16 protein-coding genes are annotated in these 20445 nt (G+C 71.3%); 9 read left to right on the top strand and 7 right to left on the bottom strand.

Annotation, left to right across the window (positions count from 1 at the left end; genetic code table 11):
* Positions 1-5: 5 nt before the first annotated feature.
* Positions 6-1082: a YihY/virulence factor BrkB family protein gene (locus DEJ31_RS13340; protein ID WP_111122103.1), complete on the top strand. Its 1077-nt coding sequence runs from the start codon at positions 6-8 to the stop codon at positions 1080-1082.
* A gap of 95 nt (positions 1083-1177) precedes the next feature.
* On the opposite strand, the gene DEJ31_RS13345 is transcribed toward DEJ31_RS13340, so the two are convergent.
* The 3 genes from DEJ31_RS13345 to DEJ31_RS13355 all read right to left on the bottom strand — a co-directional run bounded on the left by DEJ31_RS13345 (position 1178) and on the right by DEJ31_RS13355 (position 5355).
* Positions 1178-2689, bottom strand: coding sequence for an aspartate ammonia-lyase (locus tag DEJ31_RS13345; protein WP_258366304.1), 1512 nt, complete (start codon positions 2687-2689; stop codon positions 1178-1180).
* A gap of 945 nt (positions 2690-3634) precedes the next feature.
* Complete coding sequence (locus tag DEJ31_RS13350; RefSeq protein WP_110903951.1) at positions 3635-3931, bottom strand: hypothetical protein; 297 nt, start codon at positions 3929-3931, stop codon at positions 3635-3637.
* 167 nt (positions 3932-4098) lie between these two features.
* A complete protein-coding gene (locus tag DEJ31_RS13355) occupies positions 4099-5355 on the bottom strand; it encodes an inorganic phosphate transporter (protein WP_110903952.1) in 1257 nt (418 codons plus the stop codon).
* Between the two features lie 113 nt (positions 5356-5468).
* On the opposite strand from DEJ31_RS13355, the gene DEJ31_RS13360 reads away from it, so the two are divergent.
* The 3 genes from DEJ31_RS13360 (at position 5469) to DEJ31_RS13370 (ending at position 8897) form a co-directional block, all read left to right on the top strand.
* Complete coding sequence (locus DEJ31_RS13360) at positions 5469-7157, top strand: sodium:proton antiporter (RefSeq protein WP_111122104.1); 1689 nt, start codon at positions 5469-5471, stop codon at positions 7155-7157.
* Between the two features lie 245 nt (positions 7158-7402).
* Positions 7403-8581, top strand: a complete 1179-nt coding sequence (locus DEJ31_RS13365) for an ABC transporter permease (RefSeq protein WP_146243158.1) — start codon at positions 7403-7405, stop codon at positions 8579-8581.
* A gap of 31 nt (positions 8582-8612) precedes the next feature.
* Entirely contained in the window at positions 8613-8897 is a 285-nt protein-coding gene (locus DEJ31_RS13370; protein ID WP_110903955.1) for a hypothetical protein, read from the top strand.
* Between the two features lie 48 nt (positions 8898-8945).
* Here the strand turns inward: DEJ31_RS13370 and DEJ31_RS13375 are convergent, their stop codons facing one another.
* Complete coding sequence (locus tag DEJ31_RS13375; protein ID WP_181421589.1) at positions 8946-9464, bottom strand: 8-oxo-dGTP diphosphatase; 519 nt, start codon at positions 9462-9464, stop codon at positions 8946-8948.
* A 64-nt stretch (positions 9465-9528) separates the two neighbouring features.
* Here DEJ31_RS13375 and DEJ31_RS13380 point away from each other — a divergent pair, with 64 nt between their 5' ends.
* Positions 9529-9879, top strand: a complete 351-nt coding sequence (locus DEJ31_RS13380) for a tryptophan synthase subunit alpha (protein WP_110904027.1) — start codon at positions 9529-9531, stop codon at positions 9877-9879.
* 25 nt (positions 9880-9904) lie between these two features.
* The gene (locus tag DEJ31_RS13385) at positions 9905-10795 is read left to right on the top strand and encodes an aminodeoxychorismate lyase (protein ID WP_111045181.1); all 891 of its coding nucleotides are present in this window, start codon (positions 9905-9907) and stop codon (positions 10793-10795) included.
* A gap of 88 nt (positions 10796-10883) precedes the next feature.
* Here the strand turns inward: DEJ31_RS13385 and DEJ31_RS13390 are convergent, their stop codons facing one another.
* Entirely contained in the window at positions 10884-12086 is a 1203-nt protein-coding gene (locus tag DEJ31_RS13390) for an amidohydrolase (RefSeq protein ID WP_111122107.1), read from the bottom strand.
* A gap of 220 nt (positions 12087-12306) precedes the next feature.
* Between DEJ31_RS13390 and DEJ31_RS13395 the strand changes: the two genes are divergently transcribed.
* Positions 12307-13515 (top strand): Fic family protein, encoded by a 1209-nt coding sequence (locus DEJ31_RS13395; RefSeq protein WP_181433530.1) that lies wholly within the window; start codon positions 12307-12309, stop codon positions 13513-13515.
* Positions 13516-13525: 10 nt separating this feature from the next.
* Positions 13526-15718 (top strand): S9 family peptidase, encoded by a 2193-nt coding sequence (locus DEJ31_RS13400; RefSeq protein WP_258366305.1) that lies wholly within the window; start codon positions 13526-13528, stop codon positions 15716-15718.
* A gap of 85 nt (positions 15719-15803) precedes the next feature.
* On the opposite strand, the gene DEJ31_RS13405 is transcribed toward DEJ31_RS13400, so the two are convergent.
* Positions 15804-17318: a CYTH domain-containing protein gene (locus DEJ31_RS13405; RefSeq protein ID WP_110903959.1), complete on the bottom strand. Its 1515-nt coding sequence runs from the start codon at positions 17316-17318 to the stop codon at positions 15804-15806.
* Between the two features lie 148 nt (positions 17319-17466).
* On the opposite strand from DEJ31_RS13405, the gene DEJ31_RS13410 reads away from it, so the two are divergent.
* Positions 17467-17739, top strand: coding sequence for a mycoredoxin (locus tag DEJ31_RS13410; RefSeq protein ID WP_110903960.1), 273 nt, complete (start codon positions 17467-17469; stop codon positions 17737-17739).
* Positions 17740-17889: 150 nt separating this feature from the next.
* Here the strand turns inward: DEJ31_RS13410 and DEJ31_RS13415 are convergent, their stop codons facing one another.
* Entirely contained in the window at positions 17890-20016 is a 2127-nt protein-coding gene (locus DEJ31_RS13415) for a DEAD/DEAH box helicase (RefSeq protein ID WP_111045178.1), read from the bottom strand.
* Between the last annotated feature and the right edge of the window lie 429 nt (positions 20017-20445).

Raw genomic sequence — 20445 nt, forward strand, 5'->3', positions numbered from 1 at the left:
GACCCATGCCGGCGAGCCGAGAACGCGACCTGCGCCGCTCGGAGGTCCGGGCGGTGGTGCGTCGGACGTACCACTCGGTCATCCGGCACCGGGTCGTCGACTCCGCCGCGTCGCTGACGTTCTTCGCCGTGCTCACCGTGTTCCCGACGGCGCTGACCGTGGTGTCGCTCCTCGCGGTCGTCGACCAGGGCGGCGACAGCGTGGCGGACATCGTCGGCGTCCTCGGTGTCCTGGTGCGACCGGAGACCGCCGAGCACCTCGAGACCCCGCTCCGGCAGCTGCTGACGCTCGACAACCCGTGGCTCGGCGCGACCGTCGGACTCGTCCTGACGCTGTGGTCACTGTCGGGGTACGCGACCGCGTTCGGCCGGGCGATGAACACCGCCTACGAGGTCGAGGAGGGCCGGCGGATCTGGAAGTTCCGCGGCATGATGCTCCTCGTCACGCTGCTGGTCATGGTCGGCGGTGCCGTCGCGCTCGTGATCCTGCTCGGCACCCCGATGATCTCCGCCGCCGTCGTGCGACAGGTCGGCTGGCCGTCCTGGGCCGACGACGTCTGGAACGTGGTGAAGTGGCCGGTGCTCGCCGCTGACCTGGTCGTCATGGTCGCCGTGCTCTACACCGCCACGCCCAACGTCAAGACGCCGCAGCTGCGGTGGGTGTCCGCCGGTGCCGGCTTCGCGATCGGCACCTGGGCGCTCGCCACGGTCGGCTTCGCGCTGTACGTGGAGACGATCGGCGGCGGCAACCGGGCGTACGGCTGGCTCGGCGGTGCGCTGCTGCTGCTCGTCTACCTGTACATCTCGAACTTCGTGCTCGTCGTCGGCGGGGAACTCGACTCCGAGGTGATCCGGATGCGCCAGCTGCTCGCCGGCATCGAGGCCGACGAGACCATCCGCCTGCCGCTCCGCGACGTCACCCGGAACTTCACACTCGCCCGGTGGCGGGACCAGGACATCGCGGCGGCGGCGCAGGTGCGGGCCGCGGCGGCCGAACTCCCCGACGACGAGGGCTCCCCGCGGGACGAGGAGCTCCGGCGGGTGGCAGGGCAGGTGCGCGCGGGCGAGCGGCCGATGCCGTGAGCTGCGCGTCGGCGGGAGCAGCCCGTCGGGTCGCTTGACGGACGGGAGGCTCGTGGCGGCGTCGCCACGAGCCTCCCGTCCGGTGAGTCCCGCCGTCAGACCTGCGGCGGACGCGGTGCGACGTCGCGGGCGTGCTGCTCGAGCATCGCCTCGGTGATCACCGGCATCGCGCCCGTCGCGAGCTCGATGCCGGACAGCCGCGCCGGGCTGAGGACCCGGTGCACCTGGTGCTCGTCCATCAGGCCCGCCGCGATCACCAGCGTCGAGATCGGGGTCGAGGTCGTCAGCGCCGTGTGCGCGATCGACGCCGCCGCCGCGTAGCCGATGTACGGCGTCAGCGCCGTGACGACGCCGACGTTCGTGTCGACCTGCGCGGCGAGCTTGGCCTCGTTCGCCTGGATGCCGGTGACGCAGTGCTCGCGGAGGGTCGCGCACCCGCGGGCCATCCACTGCAGCGACTGCAGGATCGAGTGGGCGATGATCGGCTCGAAGGCGTTGAGTTGGAGCTGCCCACCCTCCGCTGCCATCGTCACCGTGGTGTCCGCGCCGGCGACGGCGAACGCGATCTGGTTCACGACCTCCGGGATCACCGGGTTCACCTTGCCCGGCATGATCGAGGACCCCGCCTGCCGGGGCGGCAGGGTGATCTCGCCGAGGCCCGCCTGCGGACCCGACGCCAGCAGTCGCAGGTCGTTGCAGATCTTCGACAGCTTCATCGCGCTGCGCTTCACGGTGCCGGACAGCGTCATGAACGCCCCGGCGTCACTCGTCGCCTCGATGAGGTCCGGCGCGGTGACGACGTCGACGCCGGACGCGTCGGCGAGCTGCCTGCGGACCTCGTCGCGGTAGAGCGGGTCCGCCGTGATGCCCGTGCCGATCGCGGTCGCGCCGAGGTTCATCTCGCAGAGGAGCGGCACCACCCGGCGGAGCTGGACGACGTCCTCCTGGATGGTGTGCGCGAAACCCGTGAACTCCTGGCCGAGGGTCATCGGCACGGCGTCCTGCAGCTGCGTTCGACCGACCTTGAGGACGTCCGCGAAGGCGTTCCCCCGCTCGGCGAACGCGGCCGAGAGCTGCTCGAGCTGGTCGGCCAGGCGACGCACCCCGTAGATCATCGCGATCTTGATGCTCGTCGGGTACGTGTCGTTCGTCGACTGGCTGCGGTTCACGTGGTCGATCGGGTGCAGGTACGCGTAGTCGCCCTTCTCGCGGCCCAGCAGCTCCAGCGCCCGGTTCGCCAGGACCTCGTTCGTGTTCATGTTCGTGCTCGTGCCCGCGCCACCCTGCACCACGTCGACCACGAACTGGTCGCGAAGGGCGCCGTCGCGGACCTCCTGCGCAGCACGGTCGATGGCGTCGGTGCGCTCGTCGTCGAGGACCCCGATCGCCCGGTTCGCGCGCGCCGCCGCCTGCTTCACCGTCACCAGCGCTGCGACGAGGTCCGGGTACACCGCGATCGGCACGGAGGCGATCGGGAAGTTCTCCATCGCCCGGAGGGTGTTGATGCCCCAGTACGAGTCGACGGGCACCTCCCTCGAGCCCAGGGAATCGGTCTCGGTGCGGGTGGCAGCGCTCGTCACGTTGTGTTCCTCTCCGTCGCGGGTCACCTTCCGAGGGTAGCCCGCGACCGTCCGGCCGGTGCGGAACGGGGCGAGCGGGCGGAATGCAACGGTCCTCTCCCCGCCCGCCACGGAGTTCCGCCCGCTCGCCGTCCTGGGGACGGGAGGCGCACCACCCGGCCGCCACGCGCCTCCTGTCCGCCTTGGGGTGAACGGGTGGAAAGGGGCGGTGCCATCGGCCGCGGCGGCGCGTTCCCGCCCGCTCGCACCCGCGTGTTGACTCGAACCGGGCCCGCTCCGACCAGCGGGCGGAAACGGGCGGTACCATTCGCCGCGGCGGCGCGTTTCCGCCCGCTCGCACCCGCGTGTTGACTCGAACGGGGCCCGCTCCGATGAGCGGGCGGAAACGGGCGGTGCCATTCGCCGCGGCAGTGCGTTTCCGCCCGCTCGCGTGCGGGGGACGGGAGGCGCGGGGCCAGGCCGCCACGCGCCTCCGGGCCGCCAGCTGCCCAGTGGGCGGCAGGCGAACGGGCGCAAAGCGGCGCGCGTACGGCGTGCGCGCCGCCTTTCCGCCCGCTCGCACTCGAGGCGGAGTCCATCTGGTGAGCGGGCGCAAGAGCAGAGTGTGCGCGCGACGCACCCTGGTACTCCGCCCGCTCGCGTGAGCCGGACGGGAGGCGCGTGGCCAGCCCGCCGCGTACCTCCCGTCCGGCAGACGGCGAGCGGGCACGAACCCGTGGTGCGACCGTCACGCACCCTGGCATTCCGCCCGCTCACGCCCGAGAGCGGACGGGAGGCGCGGGACCAGGCCGCCAGCCGCCTCCGTCCGGCAGACGACGAGCGGGCGGGAACGCGTGGTACGACGGTGAGGCACCCTGACATTCCGCCCGCTCGCCCCCAGCGGACGGGCACACCCGGCAACGCGACAGCGGCCGGCAACGCGACAGCGGCCGGCCCGGAGGCCGACCGCAGTCGGATGGGTCGCGCGGTGCCTCAGTGGAAGGCGGGCACGATCAGGTAGATGCCGTAGAGCACGGCCGCACCGCAGAGCACGAAGCAGACCACGGCGAGCGCCCGCAGCATCCGGACGGCCGACGCCGCAGCGTTCGGGTCCGGGAATCCTGCGGTGGCCGGGCCGATCGTGCCGTCGTCCTTCACGGTGTACTTGCCGGCCCGGGTGTCGGCGGCGCTCCAGAAGCGGAGGCCAACGGAGTACACCGAGACGACGAAGCACGCCGAGACGACGGCGACGAGTGCCACGAGGAGGAACGCCCCCCAGTCGATGCCCATCAGCAGGTCCTTCCAAGCCGGAACGCCCCGCGGCGTCCGTCAGTGGCGATGCCCATCAGCAGCTCCTTCCAAGCCGGAACGCCCCGCGGCGTCCGTCAGTGGCGATGCCCATCAGCAGGTCCTTCCAAGCCGGAACGCCCCGCGGCGTCCGTCAGTGGCGATGCCCATCAGCGACGGCCTCCCTTGCGTCCGGCCATGCGGCGGAGCGTCCGCTCACGGCTCAGTTCGGCGCGGCGGGCGGCGACGGCCTCGGCACGCTTCTTGCGCTGCAGTCCGCGCTGCTCCTTGCGGGTCAGCACGGCGTTCGCGGCGACGTCGATCTCGATGGCCGAAGCGTGCTCGTGCGGCTTGCGGAGCGACCAAAGGTACAGGCCGAGGATCACGATCGCACCGACGACCGCGTCGATCACCAGGCCGATCACGCCGAAGCGGGCGATGCCCGACGCGACCGCGCCGACCGCAGCCGCCGCCGGCAGGGTGATGAACCAGGCGATGACGATCTTGCCCGCGGTCGACCACTGGATCTTCGACCCGCGCCGACCGAGTCCGGCGCCGATGATCGACCCGGAGGACACCTGCGTGGTGGAGAGCGCGAAGCCGAGGTGGCTCGAGGCCAGGATCGTCGCAGCGGTCGAGGCTTCGGCCGCGAACCCCTGCGTGGCACGAATCTCGGTGATGCCGGAACCGAGGGTCCGGATGATCCGCCACCCGCCGGTGTAGGTACCGAGTGCGATCGCGAGCGCGCAGGCCACGACGACCCAGAACTGCACGCCCTGGTCCGCCGACTGCGCACCAGACGCGATGAGTGTGAGCGTGATGACGCCCATCGTCTTCTGCGCGTCGTTCGTGCCGTGTGCGAGCGACACCATCGACGAGGTGAATATCTGGCCGATCCGGAACCCGCCGCGCTCGTTCGGGAACACCGGACGCCGCGTGATCCGGTACGCGATCCGCGTGGCGAGCAGCGACACCAGCGACGCGATCACCGGCGACAGGAAGGCGGGGATGATCACCACCGTCAGCAGCGCCGCGTAGTTCACCGAGTCGAAGCCGGCCCCGACGATGGCGGCGCCGATGAGGCCGCCGAAGAGCGCGTGCGAGGACGACGACGGCAGGCCGCGCAGCCAGGTGATCATGTTCCAGACCACCGCGCCGATCAGTCCCGCGAAGATCATCTCCGGACTGATGGCGACGCCACCGGGTCCCTCGTTGATGAGCCCGTGCGAGATCGACGTCGCCACAGCAGTGCTGAGGAACGCCCCGACGAGGTTGAGCACCGCTGCGACGGAGACCGCCACCGTGGGCTTCATGGCGCCGGTCGCGATCGGGGTCGCCATTGCGTTGGCGGTGTCGTGAAAACCGTTTGTGAAGTCGAAGAAGAGGGCCAACGCAATGACCAGGACGACTATGAGCGTGATGTCCACCGCGGGCAAGTGTCCCAGGCGAGCGGGCATCGAGCAAGCCGAACGGACACCTGTCGTTCATCTGGCCTTCACGTTCGCTCAGGTCCGCGGCTCCGGGATGGGAAGATGGCCCCGTGGACATCGCCGAGTTGCTCATCCTGCTGGTCGGATCACTCGCCGTCACGGGGTTCGCTCGGGCCTGGGGACTCCCGGCACCGCTGCTCGTCACCGCCGTCGCCCTGGGCGTGTCGTTCATCCCCGGACTGCCGCACATCGAGATCGACTCAGAGGTGATCCTCACGGTCGTCCTGCCGCCACTGCTCTACTCGGCGGCGCTCGACGTGTCGTGGCAGAGCTTCCGCGGCTCGATCAAGCAGATCCGACGGCTCGGGATCTTCCTGGTCATCGTCACGGCGCTCGCGGTCGGGCTGGCCGCGTACCTGATCATCCCCGACATGACGTGGCCCGCCGCGATCCTCCTGGGCGCCATCGTCGCCCCGCCGGACGCGGTGTCCGCCGCGGCCATCGGACGGAAGCTCGGGCTCCCCCGACGCGTGATGACGGTGCTCTCCGGCGAGAGCCTGATCAACGACGCGGCGTCCCTGACGCTGGTCCGGGTGTTCACGCTGATCATCGCCGGGGCCTCGTTGACGATCTGGCAGGACCTCGCGATCTTCGGCCTCGCGATCGGCGTCGGACTCGTCGTCGGCGGGGTCCTCGGCGTCTTCGTGCACTGGATCCGGATGCGGATCAACGACCCGGTGGTCGAGACGATCATGAGCATCCTGCTGCCGTTCGTGGCGTACATCCTGGCCGAGGAGCTGTCCGGCTCCGGCGTGATCGCGGTCGTCACCGCCGGGCTCTACATCGGCTACAACTCGCCGAAGGAGGGGTACGCGACCCGACTGCAGGAACGCCCGCTCTGGACGAGCATCGACGTCATCCTCGAGGGTTTCGTCTTCGCACTGATCGGACTGCAGCTCAACACGGTCGTGCAGGACCTGGTGGAGAGTGAACGCAGCCTCGGCCAGACCCTGACCGCCGCTGCCGTCGTGCTCGCGGTCGTGATCCTGGTCCGACCGCTGTTCATCTTCGAGTCGTACGCGCGGAACCGCCTCCACGGCCGCTTCATCCGTCCCCTGCGCGTCCGGTTGTCCCGAGGACACCGTTCCCTGCGCTGGATCCGCGGCACGGCGGAACCGAGACTGAACTGGCGCGAGCTGACGGTGATCTCCTGGACCGGCATGCGCGGGGTGGTGACCCTCGCCGCCGCCGTGTCCGTCGTCGCGAGCCCGACGCAGATCCCGGCGCAGGACACGATCTTCGTGATCGCGTTCATCGTCACCGTCGGCACCCTCCTGTTGCAGGGGCTGACGCTGCCGTTCGTGATCCGCGCCCTCAGGGTGCAGGACCCGGCCGAGGACGACAAGGACCGACGCAGCGAGATGCTGCTCAACCAGCGGACGACCGTCGCCGCGATCGAGCTGCTCGACCGACGTCGGCCGGAGTGGGGCACCCGGTACGGTCCGGAAGCGACCGACAAGGTCCTCGCCCGTCTGAAGGCCCGTCTCGAACGCCAGGCGGAGACGTTCCGGCAGGACGCAGAAGAAGAGGAGTCCGAGGACCGCAGGACCTCGGTTCGGCTCCGCGGGACGCAGATCCAGGACATCCGCCGCGAGCTGCTCGACCGCCGACGCGAGATCGTCCTCGAGGAACGCGAGAAGGGCAACCTCGACGAGGAGGTCATGCGCCGCGTGCTCGTGACCCTCGACGCTGAAGAGCTCGCGATGGACTCGGCGCAGGCGTCCCGCAGCCGTTCCTGACCTGCCCGCACCCTGGCGCCCGGGCGTACCCTGGAACGCCAGACGACGAGACAGGAGCGCACCGCCGAGTGAGCACGCCGCGGAACGAAGCACGCAGGAACAACGACCTCCCGACGCGCAGCGCCGACGACACAGCGCGGGTCGCGCACGAGCGGTCACGGCCGGTCCACCGCCCCGGCCGGGAGGCGCGCCCCACTCCGCCTCCGAAGCAACACATCGGCCGCTACCGCCGTTGGTACGCCACGTTGCACCCGTCGCTGCAGCTCATCGGGCTCCAGCTGTGGATGCCGCTGTTCTTCATCGTCGGGTTCTGCCTCTGCTACGTGTTCGCGTTCCACGCCCCGCATCCGCACGACGTCCCGATCGGCATCGTCGGCAGCGACCAGACGTTCATCGGGGCCGTGCAGAAGGCGCTCCCCGGCGAGTACCTCTTCTCGTCCTACGACTCGCTCGCCGGCGCGAAGCGCGACGTCGTCGCCGGGACGATCGCCGTCGCCTACGACCCGTCGGCCAACGAGCTGTTCAAGGCCAGCGCGCACCAGTTCCAGGTCGCGAGCCTGGTGCCCGCCACGCTGACCGCGGTGCTCACCGGCGCGGGACTGGCCGCCCCTCGAGTGACCGAGCTCGCTCCCCTGCCGGCCTACGACGAGTACGGCACGGTCGCGATGTACGTGATGCTCGCGTGGTGCATCGGCGGCTACATGGTCGCGATGTTCATCGGCATCATGGGCGGCCCGCTGCGTCACCGGACGCGCATGACGGTCATCGTCACCGGTGGGCTGGTCATCTCGCTCATCACGAACACCCTCGCCGGCCCCGTCGTCGGCGCGATCCACGGGCACTTCATCCCGCTCGTCCTCATCGCCTGGGGCTGGATCGTGGCGATCGGCCTGGCGGTGAACGGCCTGAGCTACTTCGTCGGCCGGTTCATCGCCGCGCCGGCCATGATCTGCTTCGTCTTCCTGTCGATGCCGTCCTCCGGTGGCGCCTACCCGAAGTGGTTCATGCCGGAGCCGTTCGCGTGGCTCAACAACGTCGTGGTCGGCTCGAGCATGGTCGACATGATCAAGCACCAGCTCTACGGCGTCGGCCCGGGCCCGGAGCGCGGCCTGGTCACGATGGGCTGCTACGCCGCCGCCGGGCTCGTCCTGATGTTCCTCGGCAAGAAGTGGTGGGAACGCCGCCGGATCCGCGCGATCGTCACCGGCCGGACCACGATGTTCCAGGACGCGAACACCGCGAACCGCGAGTTCCTGGGCCGTGAGCGTGACGCCGAGCTCGAGCGGAACGGCCTCATCTCGACCGAGACCGGCACGCTGCAGGTCCTGCGCGACGACGACTGGGAGGACGAACGCGCCGCCGGTGACGTCTTCACGGGCGGCCGCGACGGGCTCGAGAACCAGCCGCTGAACCCACGTCGATGAGCGCCCGAGCGAGGGCTATCCTGATCCGATCATGACCCGTACCGCCTGGCACCGCCTCCTCATGACGATCGTCGTCGTCTTCCTCGTCATCGCGGCGCTGTCCTACGTCACGAGCATCGTGCTCGCGCCGAGCGGTGGCCGCAGCGTCGCCGGGCTCTGGGACGGCTGGGCGATGTTCGCGCTCGTCGCCGCGATCGTGTTCGGCGTCGTCGACTTCTTCGTCCGGCCGCTCGGCGGACAGAGCGGGGACGCGGACGTGATGGCCGAGGCCGAAGCCGCGCGCACCGGCAACACCCCGACGCAGCGCGCACGCTGACGAGCGCCGGCGGTCAGAGCGTCAGGACGGCGGTACCGGGCAGCGCGATCAGGCCGGTTCGCCGATCCCCGTCCCGGTGAACCCGGCGACCGAGGCGTTGTCCTCCGCGAACACCACCCGCGCATCGACCCGCCCGCCAGCCAGGACCCCGGGCAGCCAGTAGCGCGCGTCGTCCCACATCGCGTCGTACGGCACGGCGCCCACCGGCACCCAGCTGGGCTCCAACTCGTCACCGCCCGACGGGTCGCCCTGCCAGCGGTGGCAGACGAAGACGTCCGAGACCTGGGACCAGGAGGGGCGGAACGGGAACCGGTAGTCCAACGTGCCACGGGCCTCCAGGTCGGCCGGGTCGATGCGGAGGCCCACCTCCTCCGCCACCTCGCGCACGGCGGTCTCGACCGCTGTCTCGACACCCTCGCGCTTGCCGCCCGGTCCGACCACGCGGCCGGTGCCGAGGCCCCGCCGCTTCTCGCCGAGCAGCACCTCCGGCCCGTCCGCGCCGTCCCGCAGGAGGTACACGACGACGACGGCCGGGTGCTGGGACTTGCTCTCGTCGCGCTCGGTCATGTGTCCAGTGTGGCCGATCGGATGACGTACGCTCGATGCATGGCAGGCGTGCTGTGGGGGCGTCATGGCTGAGTCTCGCAGGACGGGGCGCAGCCTCGAGGTGCTGCGCGCCGAAGCCGCCGAGGAGATCTCGGTCATCGTCGAACACCGGTGTCGGCAGGGTGACGATCCCTGGGACTTCATGCACACGCTGCCGAGCGTCGACGAGCAGGTCGTGCTGATCCTCCGCGCCGAGGCGATGGAACTCGACGTCCGCATCGGCCAGCGCAGCGCACAGTGGTCGTCGCACCCGGCATCCGGGCACGGCACCGAGCACGGCGAGGAGTACCACCGCCTCCGCCGCATCGCGCTCCAGCACCCGGAACTCACCGAGGCCGTGTGGAAGCTCATGGACGCACTGCCCGGTGGTCGCTGACGCCCGCCTGGGGTTGGATGGGGGCATGACCGACACCGTCCTCGCCGTCCTGAACCAGCCCTCCCGCGCCGCCGCGCCGCACGACCCGGAGGCGGAGGCCTTCACGTGGGTGAAGCCGCTCGAGGAGCACATCCAGGTGATGGACCTCGGCCTGACCCGGGGTGACGGTGTGTTCGAGACGATCACGGTCATCGACGGTCGTCCGCAGGCACTCGAGGCGCACCTCGCCCGCTTCGGTCGGTCCGCCGCCAAGCTCGACCTGCCGGAGCCGGACCTCGACGCCTGGCGACAGGCGATCGAGGCGGTCTGCGCACGCCTGGACCCGGTGCGCGAGGCGTACGCGAAGACCGTCCTGACGCGCGGGGTCGAGGGCCTCGGCCGTCCGACCGGCTGGGTCTACGCGGCCCCCTCCGCCGACCAGACCCGCGACCGCACCGAGGGCATCGGGGTCGTCACGCTGGACCGCGGCTACCGGCACGACGTCGAGCGGACCTCGCCCTGGCTGCTGCAGGGCGCGAAGACGCTGTCGTACGCGATCAACATGGCCGCCCTCCGCGAGGCCGTCCGCCGCGGTGCCGACGACGCGCTCTTCGTCTCGACCGACGGCTACGTCCTCGAGGGCACCCGCGCGAACCTCATCATGGCGGTCGGTGGCCGCCTCGTCACCCCACGGACCGACATCGGGATCCTGGACGGCACCACGCAGGCCGACGTCTTCCGCTTCGCCGAGCAGGAGGGCATCGAGACCGCCTACGAACTCGTCACCCTCGACGACCTGCGGACTGCGGACGCGCTGTGGCTGGTGTCGAGCATCCGGCAGGCCGCTCCGATCCACACGGTCAACGGCGTTCCGCAGGAGATGGACCTCGGCATGACGGAGCGCATCAACGACTTCCTCCTGTCGCGTCAGGACTGAACCGGCCGGACCCGACGCCGGACGGGAGGCTCGGTGCGGCGCCGCACCGAGCCTCCCGTCCGTCAGCCGGTCACCGACACCGGGCTGGTCACCAGCGCGGTGTCGTCACGCCCTGCCCGTCGACGTAGCGGAAGACCTGCTCGCCCTCGATCCAGACGCGCTGGGCGCGGCTGGTGGCGTCGAGCGGGTCGCCGTCCCAGAGCACCAGGTCGGCGTCGAGCCCCTCGGCGATGCGCCCGACCCGGTCCCCGAAGCCGAGGATGTCGGCCGGGGCCGAGGTGATCGCTTCGAGCGCGGTCTGCCGCGGCAGGCCGTCACGCACCGCCATCGTCGCCTGGGTGACGAGCATGTTGATCGGGACGACGGGCGCGTCGGTGGTGATCGCGACGCGGACACCGGCTGCCGCGATCGTGGTGAGGTTCGGGATGCCGCGGTCGCGCAGCTCGACCTTGGAACGACTGGTGAACAGCGGCCCGTAGATCACCGGGATGCCCTTCTCGGCCAGCAGGTCGGCGATCTTGTGGGCCTCGGTTCCGTGGTTGACGACCAGGCGGTAGCCGAACTCCTCGGCGAGACGGACCGCGGTGGCGATGTCGTCGTGGCGATGGGTGTGCTGGTCCCAGGCGAGCTCGCCGTCGAGGACGCGGACCAGGGCCTCCTTCGTGAGGTCCCGGGTGAACGGCTCGTCCTTCCGTGCGGCGGCGTCACGGGCGGCCCGGTAGTCCTGCGCGGCGACGAACGCCTCGCGGATCACCTTCGCGACGCCGAGGCGGGTGGAGGGGGTCTGCCCCTTTTCGCCGTAGACCCGCTTCGGGTTCTCGCCGAGGGCGCTCTTGATGCTCACCGCGTCGGAGATGAGCTGCTCGTCGATGGTCCGGCCACCCCAGGTCTTGATCGCGACCGTCTGCCCACCGATGGGGTTGCCGGAGCCGGGCTTCACCACGATGCTCGTGATGCCGCCGGAGAGGGCGTCGCGGAACCCCTCGTCGTCGATGTCTACCGCGTCGATCGCGCGGACGGCGGCCATGTTCGGGCCGGTCATCTCGTTGGTGTCGTTGCCGGCCGAGCCGTTCGCCTCTTCGTGGATGCCGACGTGGCCGTGTGCCTCGACGAAGCCGGGCAGCAGCCAGGCGCCGGCGGCGTCGATCACGGGCAGTCCGTCGGGAGGCGTCACGTCGGGTCCGACGGCCGTGATCCGGCCGTCCTGGACGACGACCGCTCCCCCGTCGAACTCCGCCCCGTCCACGGGGACGACGTGGGCACCGGTGATCACGAACGAGTTGTCAGTCATTCCACAACGGTACCGATCCCATCGGCGGACGCCTCGGTCTTCGTACACGACATACGGGTTCTTCGCGGTGGAGGACGGTGCGTGGGTACCTTCTGGGGACCCGACGAGCGGAGGCAGGATGCACCACCACGACACCCGGTCGCCCCGGCCTGACTGGCCGGCGCACCGCACAGCGACCCGACCGTGGCGCAGCAGTGGACGACCGCCCCGAGCCGACCGCATGGTCCGCTCGGTCCGGTGCTCGCTGCCGCCCCGCATCGCCCACCGCACCTGGACCGCACCCCCGACCACGGCGGACTTCGTGTCGCGGGTCACCGAGCGCCTGACGGAGCTCGACCGACGCCTCGGTGACCGCACCGCGACCTTCGACCTGCTGCTCGCCCGGACCGAGGCCGTCTCGTCCTCCCGGATCGAGGACGAGCACGCCACGCTGGACGACTACGCCCGAGCCCTCGTCGGCATCCGCGCGAACGGCAGCGCGACGGCGATGGTCGGCGCGACCTCGGCGCTCAGGGCGATGATCGACGACGCCGGCCGGGGCGGCATCACCGAGCGCTCGGTGCTCGACGCGCACGCCGTGCTCATGCGGGACGACCCCGTCGACGGCCCGGTCGCGGGGCGCTGGCGGCAGGTGCAGAACTGGATCGGTGGCGGAGCGTCCCCGCGGGACGCCGCGTACGTCCCGCCGCCGGCCGACGACGTCGCCGAGGCAATGGACGACCTGTTCGCCTTCCTGTCGCGGGACGACCTCGACCCGATCGTCCAGGCGGCGATCGCCCACGCCCAGTTCGAGTCCGTCCACCCGTTCACCGACGGCAACGGGCGGATCGGCCGCGCCCTCGTCAACGCCGTGCTCCGACGACGCAGTCTGACGTCCTCGCTCGTGGTCCCCGTGGCCGCGGCACTCGTCGCGGACCGGGCCGGGTACTTCGCCGAACTCGTCCGGTACCGGGACGGGCACGTCGACGGTGTCGTGACCCTGGTCGCCGCGGCGATCGGCACCGTGTGTGACGAGGTCGAGTACGCGGCACTCCGCCTCGACGAGATCGAACACGAGCGTGCCGCGGTGCACAGCACGAGCTGCGGACCGCGGGTGACGCACGACTCCGCGGTGCTCCGCGTCCTGCTCGCGGACCCGGTCCTGACCGAGGCGGCGATCAGTGCCGCGCTGCCGCCGGACCTGCCCTGGACGGACGCGGTGATCGACGACCTGGTCGACGCGGGCGTGCTGCGGCCGGTCACCGAGCGGCGACGGGACCGGGCCTGGGTGGCGTCGGACGTGCTGGCGGAGCTCGACGCGCTCGCGGAACGCATCCGGGCGGCCGTGGTGTCGTCGACCTCGGCGGCCGTGCCGGCGGACTCGGCGGTGGATGCCGAGGCGGTGGGCGGAGCGGCGGGGCCGGGTCGGTCATCCATGCCGAGCGAATAGGGTGGGCCAGGTGACCAGCGAGCACGACGTGACCATCCCGCCGACCGCCGCCAAGCGGCCCCGGACGCGGACCCACCACGGCATCGACTTCGTCGACGACTACGAGTGGCTGCGCGACAAGGAGTCCCCGGACACCATCGCGTACCTCGAAGCCGAGAACCGCTACACCGAGGGGCAGACCGAGCACCTCGGCGGGCTCCGCCAGCGGCTCTTCGACGAGGTCAAGACCCGCGTGCAGGAGACCGACCTCTCGGTCCCCGTCCGCATGGGCCAGTGGTGGTACTTCACCCGGACGAGCGAGGGCAGCCAGTACGGCGTGCAGTGCCGCGCTCCGATCAGCGGACCCGACGACTGGACCCCGCCGTCGCTCGAGGCGGCAGCCGAGGACTCGCCGACGGGCGCCGGCACCCTGCCCGGGGAAGAGGTGGTCCTGGACGGCAATGCCCTGGCCGAGGGGCACGACTTCTTCTCGCTCGGCACCTACGACATCAGCGACGACGGTCGCCGGCTGGTCTACGGCGTCGACGTCGAGGGCGACGAGCGCTACACCCTGGCGGTCCGGGACCTCGAGACCGGACAGGACCTCGGCGACACGATCCCGAACACCGGAGCCGGCGCGACGTTCGACCCCTCGGGCCGGTACGTCTTCTACCCGACCGTCGACGACTCGTGGCGACCGGACCGCATCTGGCGCCACACCGTCGGTACGTCCGCGGACGCGGACGTGGTGGTGTTCGAGGAGCCGGACGACCGCTACTGGGTCGGCGTGGGCGTCACCCGCTCGTCGCAGTACATCGTCATCGAGCTCGGGTCGAAGATCACCTCCGAGGCGCTCGTCCTCGACGCGTCCGACCCGACCGGTGAGTTCCGTGTGGTGTGGCCCCGTCGCGAGGGCGTGGAGTACGAGATCGAGCACGCGATCGTCGGCGGCAGCGACCGACTGCTGGTCCTGCACAACGACGGCGCCGAGAACTTCGAGCTGGTGGACGTCCCCGCCGACGACCCGACCTCGGAGTCCGACCGCCGCGTCGTCGTCACGCACCACGCCGAGCGACGCATCGAGTCGGTCGACGCCTTCGCCGGACACCTGGCGCTCGAGTACCGGTCCGAGGCGCTGCCCCGGATCGCGATCATCCCGATCGAGGGCGACGGCTACGGCGACGCGCACGAGGTCCCCTTCGACGAGGCGCTGTTCTCGGCTGGCCTCGGTGGCAACCCCGAGTGGGACCAGCCGACGCTCCGCCTCGGGTACACGTCCTTCGTCACCCCGTCCGAGGTCAGCGACCTGGACCTGGCGACCGGCGAGGTCACCGTGCTGAAGCGGCAGCCGGTGCTGGGCGGCTACGACCCGGCCGACTACGTGCAGGAGCGCGACTGGGCGACCGCGTCCGACGGCACGCGGGTCCCGATCTCGCTCGTGTGGCGCCGGGACGCCGTCGATGCGGAGACCCCGGCCCCGTTGCACCTGTACGGGTACGGCTCGTACGAGCACTCGATCGACCCGGGCTTCAGCGTGATGCGCCTGTCGATGCTCGACCGCGGGGTCGTCTTCGCCGTCGCCCACGTCCGCGGTGGCGGCGAACTCGGCCGGCACTGGTACGAGGACGGCAAGACCCTGACGAAGAAGAACACGTTCACGGACTTCGTCGCCGTCGCCGAGCACCTCATCGACAGCGGCCGGACCACGCCCGAGCGTCTGGTGGCCGAGGGCGGCAGCGCCGGCGGTCTGCTGATGGGCGCAGTCGCGAACCTGGCGCCCGAACGCTTCGCGGGCATCCTCGCCGCGGTGCCGTTCGTCGACGCGCTGACCAGCATCCTCGACCCGGACCTGCCGCTGACCGTCATCGAGTGGGACGAGTGGGGCGACCCGCTGCACGACCCCGAGGTCTACCGGTACATGAGCGAGTACTCGCCGTACGAGAACGTCCGCGACGACGTGCAGTACCCGCGCATCCTCGCCGTGACCTCGATCAACGACACCCGAGTGCTCTACGTCGAGCCGGCGAAGTGGACTGCGAAGCTGCGCGAGGTCGGCGCCCCGGTGCTCCTGAAGACCGAGATGTCCGCCGGACACGGTGGTGTCAGCGGTCGGTACGACTCGTGGAAGGAGCGTGCGTCCGAGCTGGCCTGGCTGCTCGACGTGCTCGGACTGGCTGACGTCTCCCCCGCAGCCGCGAGCGCGAACCCGATCGCCGCGGGCTGACCCGGAGCACGGACCCGGTCCGGACCGACGACGACGGCGCGCACCCGATCAGGGTGCGCGCCGTCGTGGTTCCCGGCCTTCGCCGTCACACGCGGTTGAGCGCGTGCACCGCCTCGTCGTAGGACTCCTCGGCCACGCGGACCCGGTCGCCCGCGAGGACCCCGTACCCGAAGGTGCCCTCGCCGGCGCGTTCCGCGATGCCCGCCTGCACGCGCAGCTGCTCCAGCGCGTGCAGCGACCGGACACGTTCGGTGAGCACGTCGGCCGCGGTGCCGATGCGCTTCCACAGCGCGTGCGGGAACGCGTCGTCGCCGAGGACGTCCATCGCCATCCGGGCGCGGAGCGTCGCGTGCCAGGCACGCTGGGTCGCCTCGCGGTCCCCGGCCTCGTCGGCGGGGTCGTCCCCGACGGCGACGCGGACGAGGTCGCGGACGCGCGGCTTCTCGATCGCCGAGACGTCCTGCGCGACCCGCTTCGGATCGCGGAGCGCCCACGCCGTCGGCCGGGGGCGTTCGACGGCGTCGTCGAGGGCGTCGAGCAGTTCGAGGAACGACTCCTCGTGCAGGGACAGGACGACCTCGCGGGTGGCGTCGTCGCGGCGCTGGCGAGTGGCGGCGAGGACGCGTTCGCGGGTGATCGAGTCGACGAGCGCCTCCTGCGCCGGGCTCGACGCATGCGACAGTCGGTCGACCAGGTACTCGGCGAGCGCGGCTCGTGCCGTGACGGCTGCGAGTGCGTCGGCCGCGGCGGCGGCCCGGTCGATCTCGTCCCCGTCGGCGAAGGCCGGCCGGTACGACCCGAGGACGGCGGCGATGCCGAGCGCGGTCTCCGCCGTCTCGGCCAGGTCGGTCGGTGCGCCGGACCGGAGTCCGGCCTCCAGGCGGAGCAGCGTGCCGCGCAGCTTCCGCAGGCGCTTGGTGAGTGCGCGGGCCGCGGTGCCCTTGTGCGGCTTCTCCTCGGTCTGGAGGCGCGGTGCCGGTGCCCCCGCCAGCCCGCGTGCCAGCTTGGACGCGACGGCGGCAGGGCCGGCGCCGACGGCGGCGAACCGGCCGTCCAGGGCGGCGAAGAGTTCGTGCGCGATCTGCGGGTCGACGCCCTCGACGGCTTCGACCTCGACCTCCCGCCAGGTGTTCGGGTCCGCCGGCGCGTCGTCGTCGAGGCGTTCTGCGACGACCTGGTCGTCGGCGAGTTCGGCGACCTGGTCGCCGTCCTCGTCCAGCAGGCGGGTGACGGTGCGGGTGGTGGTGATGCGGACGACGGGGTGGAGTCCGCGGCCGCGGCGTTCGGTGAAGAGTGCGGCGAGGACCTCGACGGGCACGGTGTCCGGGTCCTCGGTGAGCGGGAAGTGCTGCTCGTGGCGGACGGTGTCGGACTCGGAGCGCTTGATGTGCCAGCCGGCGTCGTGTCCGCCCGTGCGCCGTCGGACGGTGACGTGCGCGGCGACGAGGTCGTACCGCTGGGTGTCCCAGTAGGTGGCGTCGAGCTCGAAGGGCTCCTGGACGTCGGTCTGCATGATCCCGCCGGCGCCGACCAGGTCGGGCAGTGCGGCGCCGTCGGGCAGGTCGTAGGTGCGCTCGATCTCGAGGTGGGTGTCGCTCACACGGTCTTGTCTACCAGGGTGGCGGCGTGGTCCTCACCACGGGTGGGTCGGCGGCGGGCCGTCGTGCCTCGTCAGGGAGCCGCGGCCGGAGGCAGGGTCGGAGGCGGGGTCGGACGCGCCTCCCGGGAACCGGGGTTACCGTGAGCACATGAGCGAGACGATCACCCGTGACGCGTTCGTGCCCGAGGCCGGCGGCGTCACCATGTTCACGACTTCCTGGTGCGGCTACTGCGCCCGGCTGAAGAACCAGATGACCAAGGCGGGCGTGCCGTTCCGCGAGGTCGACATCGAGAACACGCCCGGCACGGCCGAGCTGGTCGCCGAGGTCAACGGCGGCAACCAGACCGTGCCGACGCTGGTCTTCCCCGACGGCAGCACGGCGACGAACCCGTCCCTGGCCGAGGTGCAGTCGCGCGTCTGACCCGCGGCGGCGCCCCTGCGCCCGGCGCAAGCCGGACCCGCACGACAGGAACCCGCTCGAACCACGGACTCCCCTGGTTCGAGCGGGTTCCTGTTGTGCGCAGCCGAACGGAGCCAGCCAGCCGGCGCCCGCCAGCCGGCCGGCCGCGCCCTACCGCGAGAGCGCGTCGAGCAGCAGCGACGCCATCGCGTCGAGCTGGATGTCACCGGAGTCGACGACCTCGTCGTCCGACCCGTCGAGCGCGCGGGCAGCGAGGCCGGCCTTCGAGTCGATGAGCTCGGCGATCTTGGTGTCGATCGTCTGCGCGGCGATGATGCGCCACGCGGTGACCGGCTCTTCCTGACCGATGCGGTGCACGCGGTCGATCGCCTGCGTCTGCTCGGCGCTCGTCCACGACAGTTCGGCGAGGACGACGTTGGAGGCGACCTGCAGGTTCAGGCCGACGCCGGCCGCGGTGAGCGAACAGACGATGACGGCGACGTCGGGGTCGTTCACGAACGAGTCGATCTCGGCCGTGCGCTGCGCGGGCGTCTGGTCGCCGCGGATCGTCGCGGTGCGCAGGTGCCGGCGGGCGAACACCTCTTCCGCCTGGTCCATCACGTCGAGGTGCTTCGCGAAGAACACGACCTTGCCGACGTTCGAGGCGAGCTGCGCCGCGTAGTCCGCCGCGAGCTGCGCCTTGGCACGACCGATGCGACGCACCATCGAGAACACGTTCTCCCCGGTGGACGAGGCGTCCTGGTCCTCGAGCTCCCAGCGGGCGACCTGGCGGACGAGCTTCTCGTCGATGCCGTCGACCGGCGCCTGGCCGGTGCGGGCAGCGAGCGCCTGGTGGTACCGCTTGACCAGCTTCGCGGTGAGCTCGCGCTCGGCGTCGCGGATCGAACGACCCTCGTCACCGTCGAGCTCGACGGGGATGTCGGCGATCCGGCGGGCCGGGATGTCCGCGGCGACGTCGACCTTGCGGCGACGGACGATGCCCAGGTCGATCACCGCCTTGCGCGCCTCGGTGAAGAAGCCCTGGTCGGCGGGGGTCAGCCCGATCTCCTCGAGCTCGTTCATGAGCTGCGCGCGGGGCTTCTTGTCGTCGATCCAGCCGAGGAACTCCCAGATCGTGCGGAAGTCCTCGACCGAGTTGATGAGCGGCGTCCCGGTCAGGGCCATCAGCAGCGGGTTCGCGGTGCGCTCGCGGATCTTCTCGGCGAGCTGCAGCACGAACTTCGAGCGCTGCGAGTCCTTGTTCTTGATGAAGTGGGCCTCGTCGACGACCATGCCCTTGAACCCGAAGGTCCCGAGCCAACCGACGTGCCGGTCGAGGATCTCGTAGTTGACGATGATGATGTCGGCGAACCCGTCGAGGTCCTGGCCGTCCCCGTGGATGACCGTGGCACGGTGGTTCGGCACCCAGCGCTCGGCCTCGCGAGCCCAGTTCGTCTTGACGACGTTCGGGACGACGACGAGCAGCGGGAACGCCTTCGCGGCGTCGGCAGCGAGCAGCGACTCCGCGGTCTTGCCGAGGCCCGGCTCGTCGGCGAGCAGGAAGGTGCGGTGCCCCTGCGCCGCCGAGGTGACGAGTTCCGCCTGGTGCTTCATCAGCGAGGCACCGGCCGGGGTGTGCAGCGTCGCCGGCTCGGGCAGCGGCATCGAGGCCACTCCGCCGCCGGCGCCGTACTCGAAGGACTTGAACAGCGGACCGAAGAGCTCCCAGTTCGCCAGACGACGCGGGTGCGCCACGGGCTGGTCGGCGAGCGCGAAGTCGGGCGGCAGGAACGGGTTCGCGAGCTGCCGCTGCACGACGGACTGCGGCACCACGGACCGCTCGGGCGTCTCGACCGCAGCGGTCGGTTCGGCTGCGATGACCAGGTCCTCGGGCTGCAGCTCGATGCCGGCGGCGATCATCATGTCGCGCTTCACCGTGCGCGTGGCCTCGGAGACGGAGGCCTCCTCGGTGAGGAGCTGGATGACACTGGTGTCCCGCGCAGCGGTCTTCGCGAGGATCGTGGCGACTCCGTCGAGGCGCTTCAACTGCTCGGCACGCTGCGAGTCGGTGAGGGTCGCGTCCGCCTTGACGCGGGCACGCTCCTCGCGCATGAGCAGGGCGACAGCCTGGAACTTCGTGCGGTTCGTCGCCTTGAGGGGGCCTCGCTGCGCGGCGGCTTCGACCTCGCGCACGGCGCGGGCGAGGACGGGGATGAGGCCGTCGTTGTCGAGCGGTCGGGTCCGGCGCGCAGCCGTCCGCGTGCCACCGGCAGCGCGACGGGTACCTGATCGAGCCAAAGCTCCTCCTGTTCCGCCCTCGTCGGGGCGAGCCACCCGGTACGGGCGGAAGTCGTGTGGTGCGGCTGCCGTGTGTCGTGGCCGTCGCACCGGTGTCCACCACGGGCCGCCGTGGCCCGCAGCACGCCGGCACGTTCCGGCAGGACGCATCGGGGGCCCAGGTGCGGGCCGGTGGTCGATGTGACGGTCTGCTCGGGAGTCCGGCGGCGTCTCACGCACGCCACCCATCCCGGAGGAGGTCCTCCGGAGAACGTCCTGGAGGTCTGACCTACCAGGCGACGCGGCTGCGGCCCGCACCGGCCAGCGACCGGTCGTCGCGGCAGGGATCGACGCGACATGCGAGCACGCCGTGCGTGCGCCGTCAGTTTACTCCCCAGGCACCGACGGAGGCGACTCTCCACACCCCGCGCGTGGCGAGCCTCCCGGCCG

Source organism: Curtobacterium sp. MCPF17_031, assembly GCF_003234035.1.
GTDB lineage: Bacteria > Actinomycetota > Actinomycetes > Actinomycetales > Microbacteriaceae > Curtobacterium.

Coding starts and splice junctions, on each gene's coding strand:
- DEJ31_RS13390 (WP_111122107.1), bottom strand. CDS start 12,086: ATGACTGACAACTCGTTCGTGATCACCGGTGCCCACGTCGTCCCCGTG.
- DEJ31_RS13395 (WP_181433530.1), top strand. CDS start 12,307: ATGGTCCGCTCGGTCCGGTGCTCGCTGCCGCCCCGCATCGCCCACCGC.
- DEJ31_RS13385 (WP_111045181.1), top strand. CDS start 9,905: ATGACCGACACCGTCCTCGCCGTCCTGAACCAGCCCTCCCGCGCCGCC.
- DEJ31_RS13350 (WP_110903951.1), bottom strand. CDS start 3,931: ATGGGCATCGACTGGGGGGCGTTCCTCCTCGTGGCACTCGTCGCCGTC.
- DEJ31_RS13410 (WP_110903960.1), top strand. CDS start 17,467: ATGAGCGAGACGATCACCCGTGACGCGTTCGTGCCCGAGGCCGGCGGC.
- DEJ31_RS13340 (WP_111122103.1), top strand. CDS start 6: ATGCCGGCGAGCCGAGAACGCGACCTGCGCCGCTCGGAGGTCCGGGCG.
- DEJ31_RS13375 (WP_181421589.1), bottom strand. CDS start 9,464: ATGACCGAGCGCGACGAGAGCAAGTCCCAGCACCCGGCCGTCGTCGTC.
- DEJ31_RS13370 (WP_110903955.1), top strand. CDS start 8,613: ATGACCCGTACCGCCTGGCACCGCCTCCTCATGACGATCGTCGTCGTC.
- DEJ31_RS13380 (WP_110904027.1), top strand. CDS start 9,529: ATGGCTGAGTCTCGCAGGACGGGGCGCAGCCTCGAGGTGCTGCGCGCC.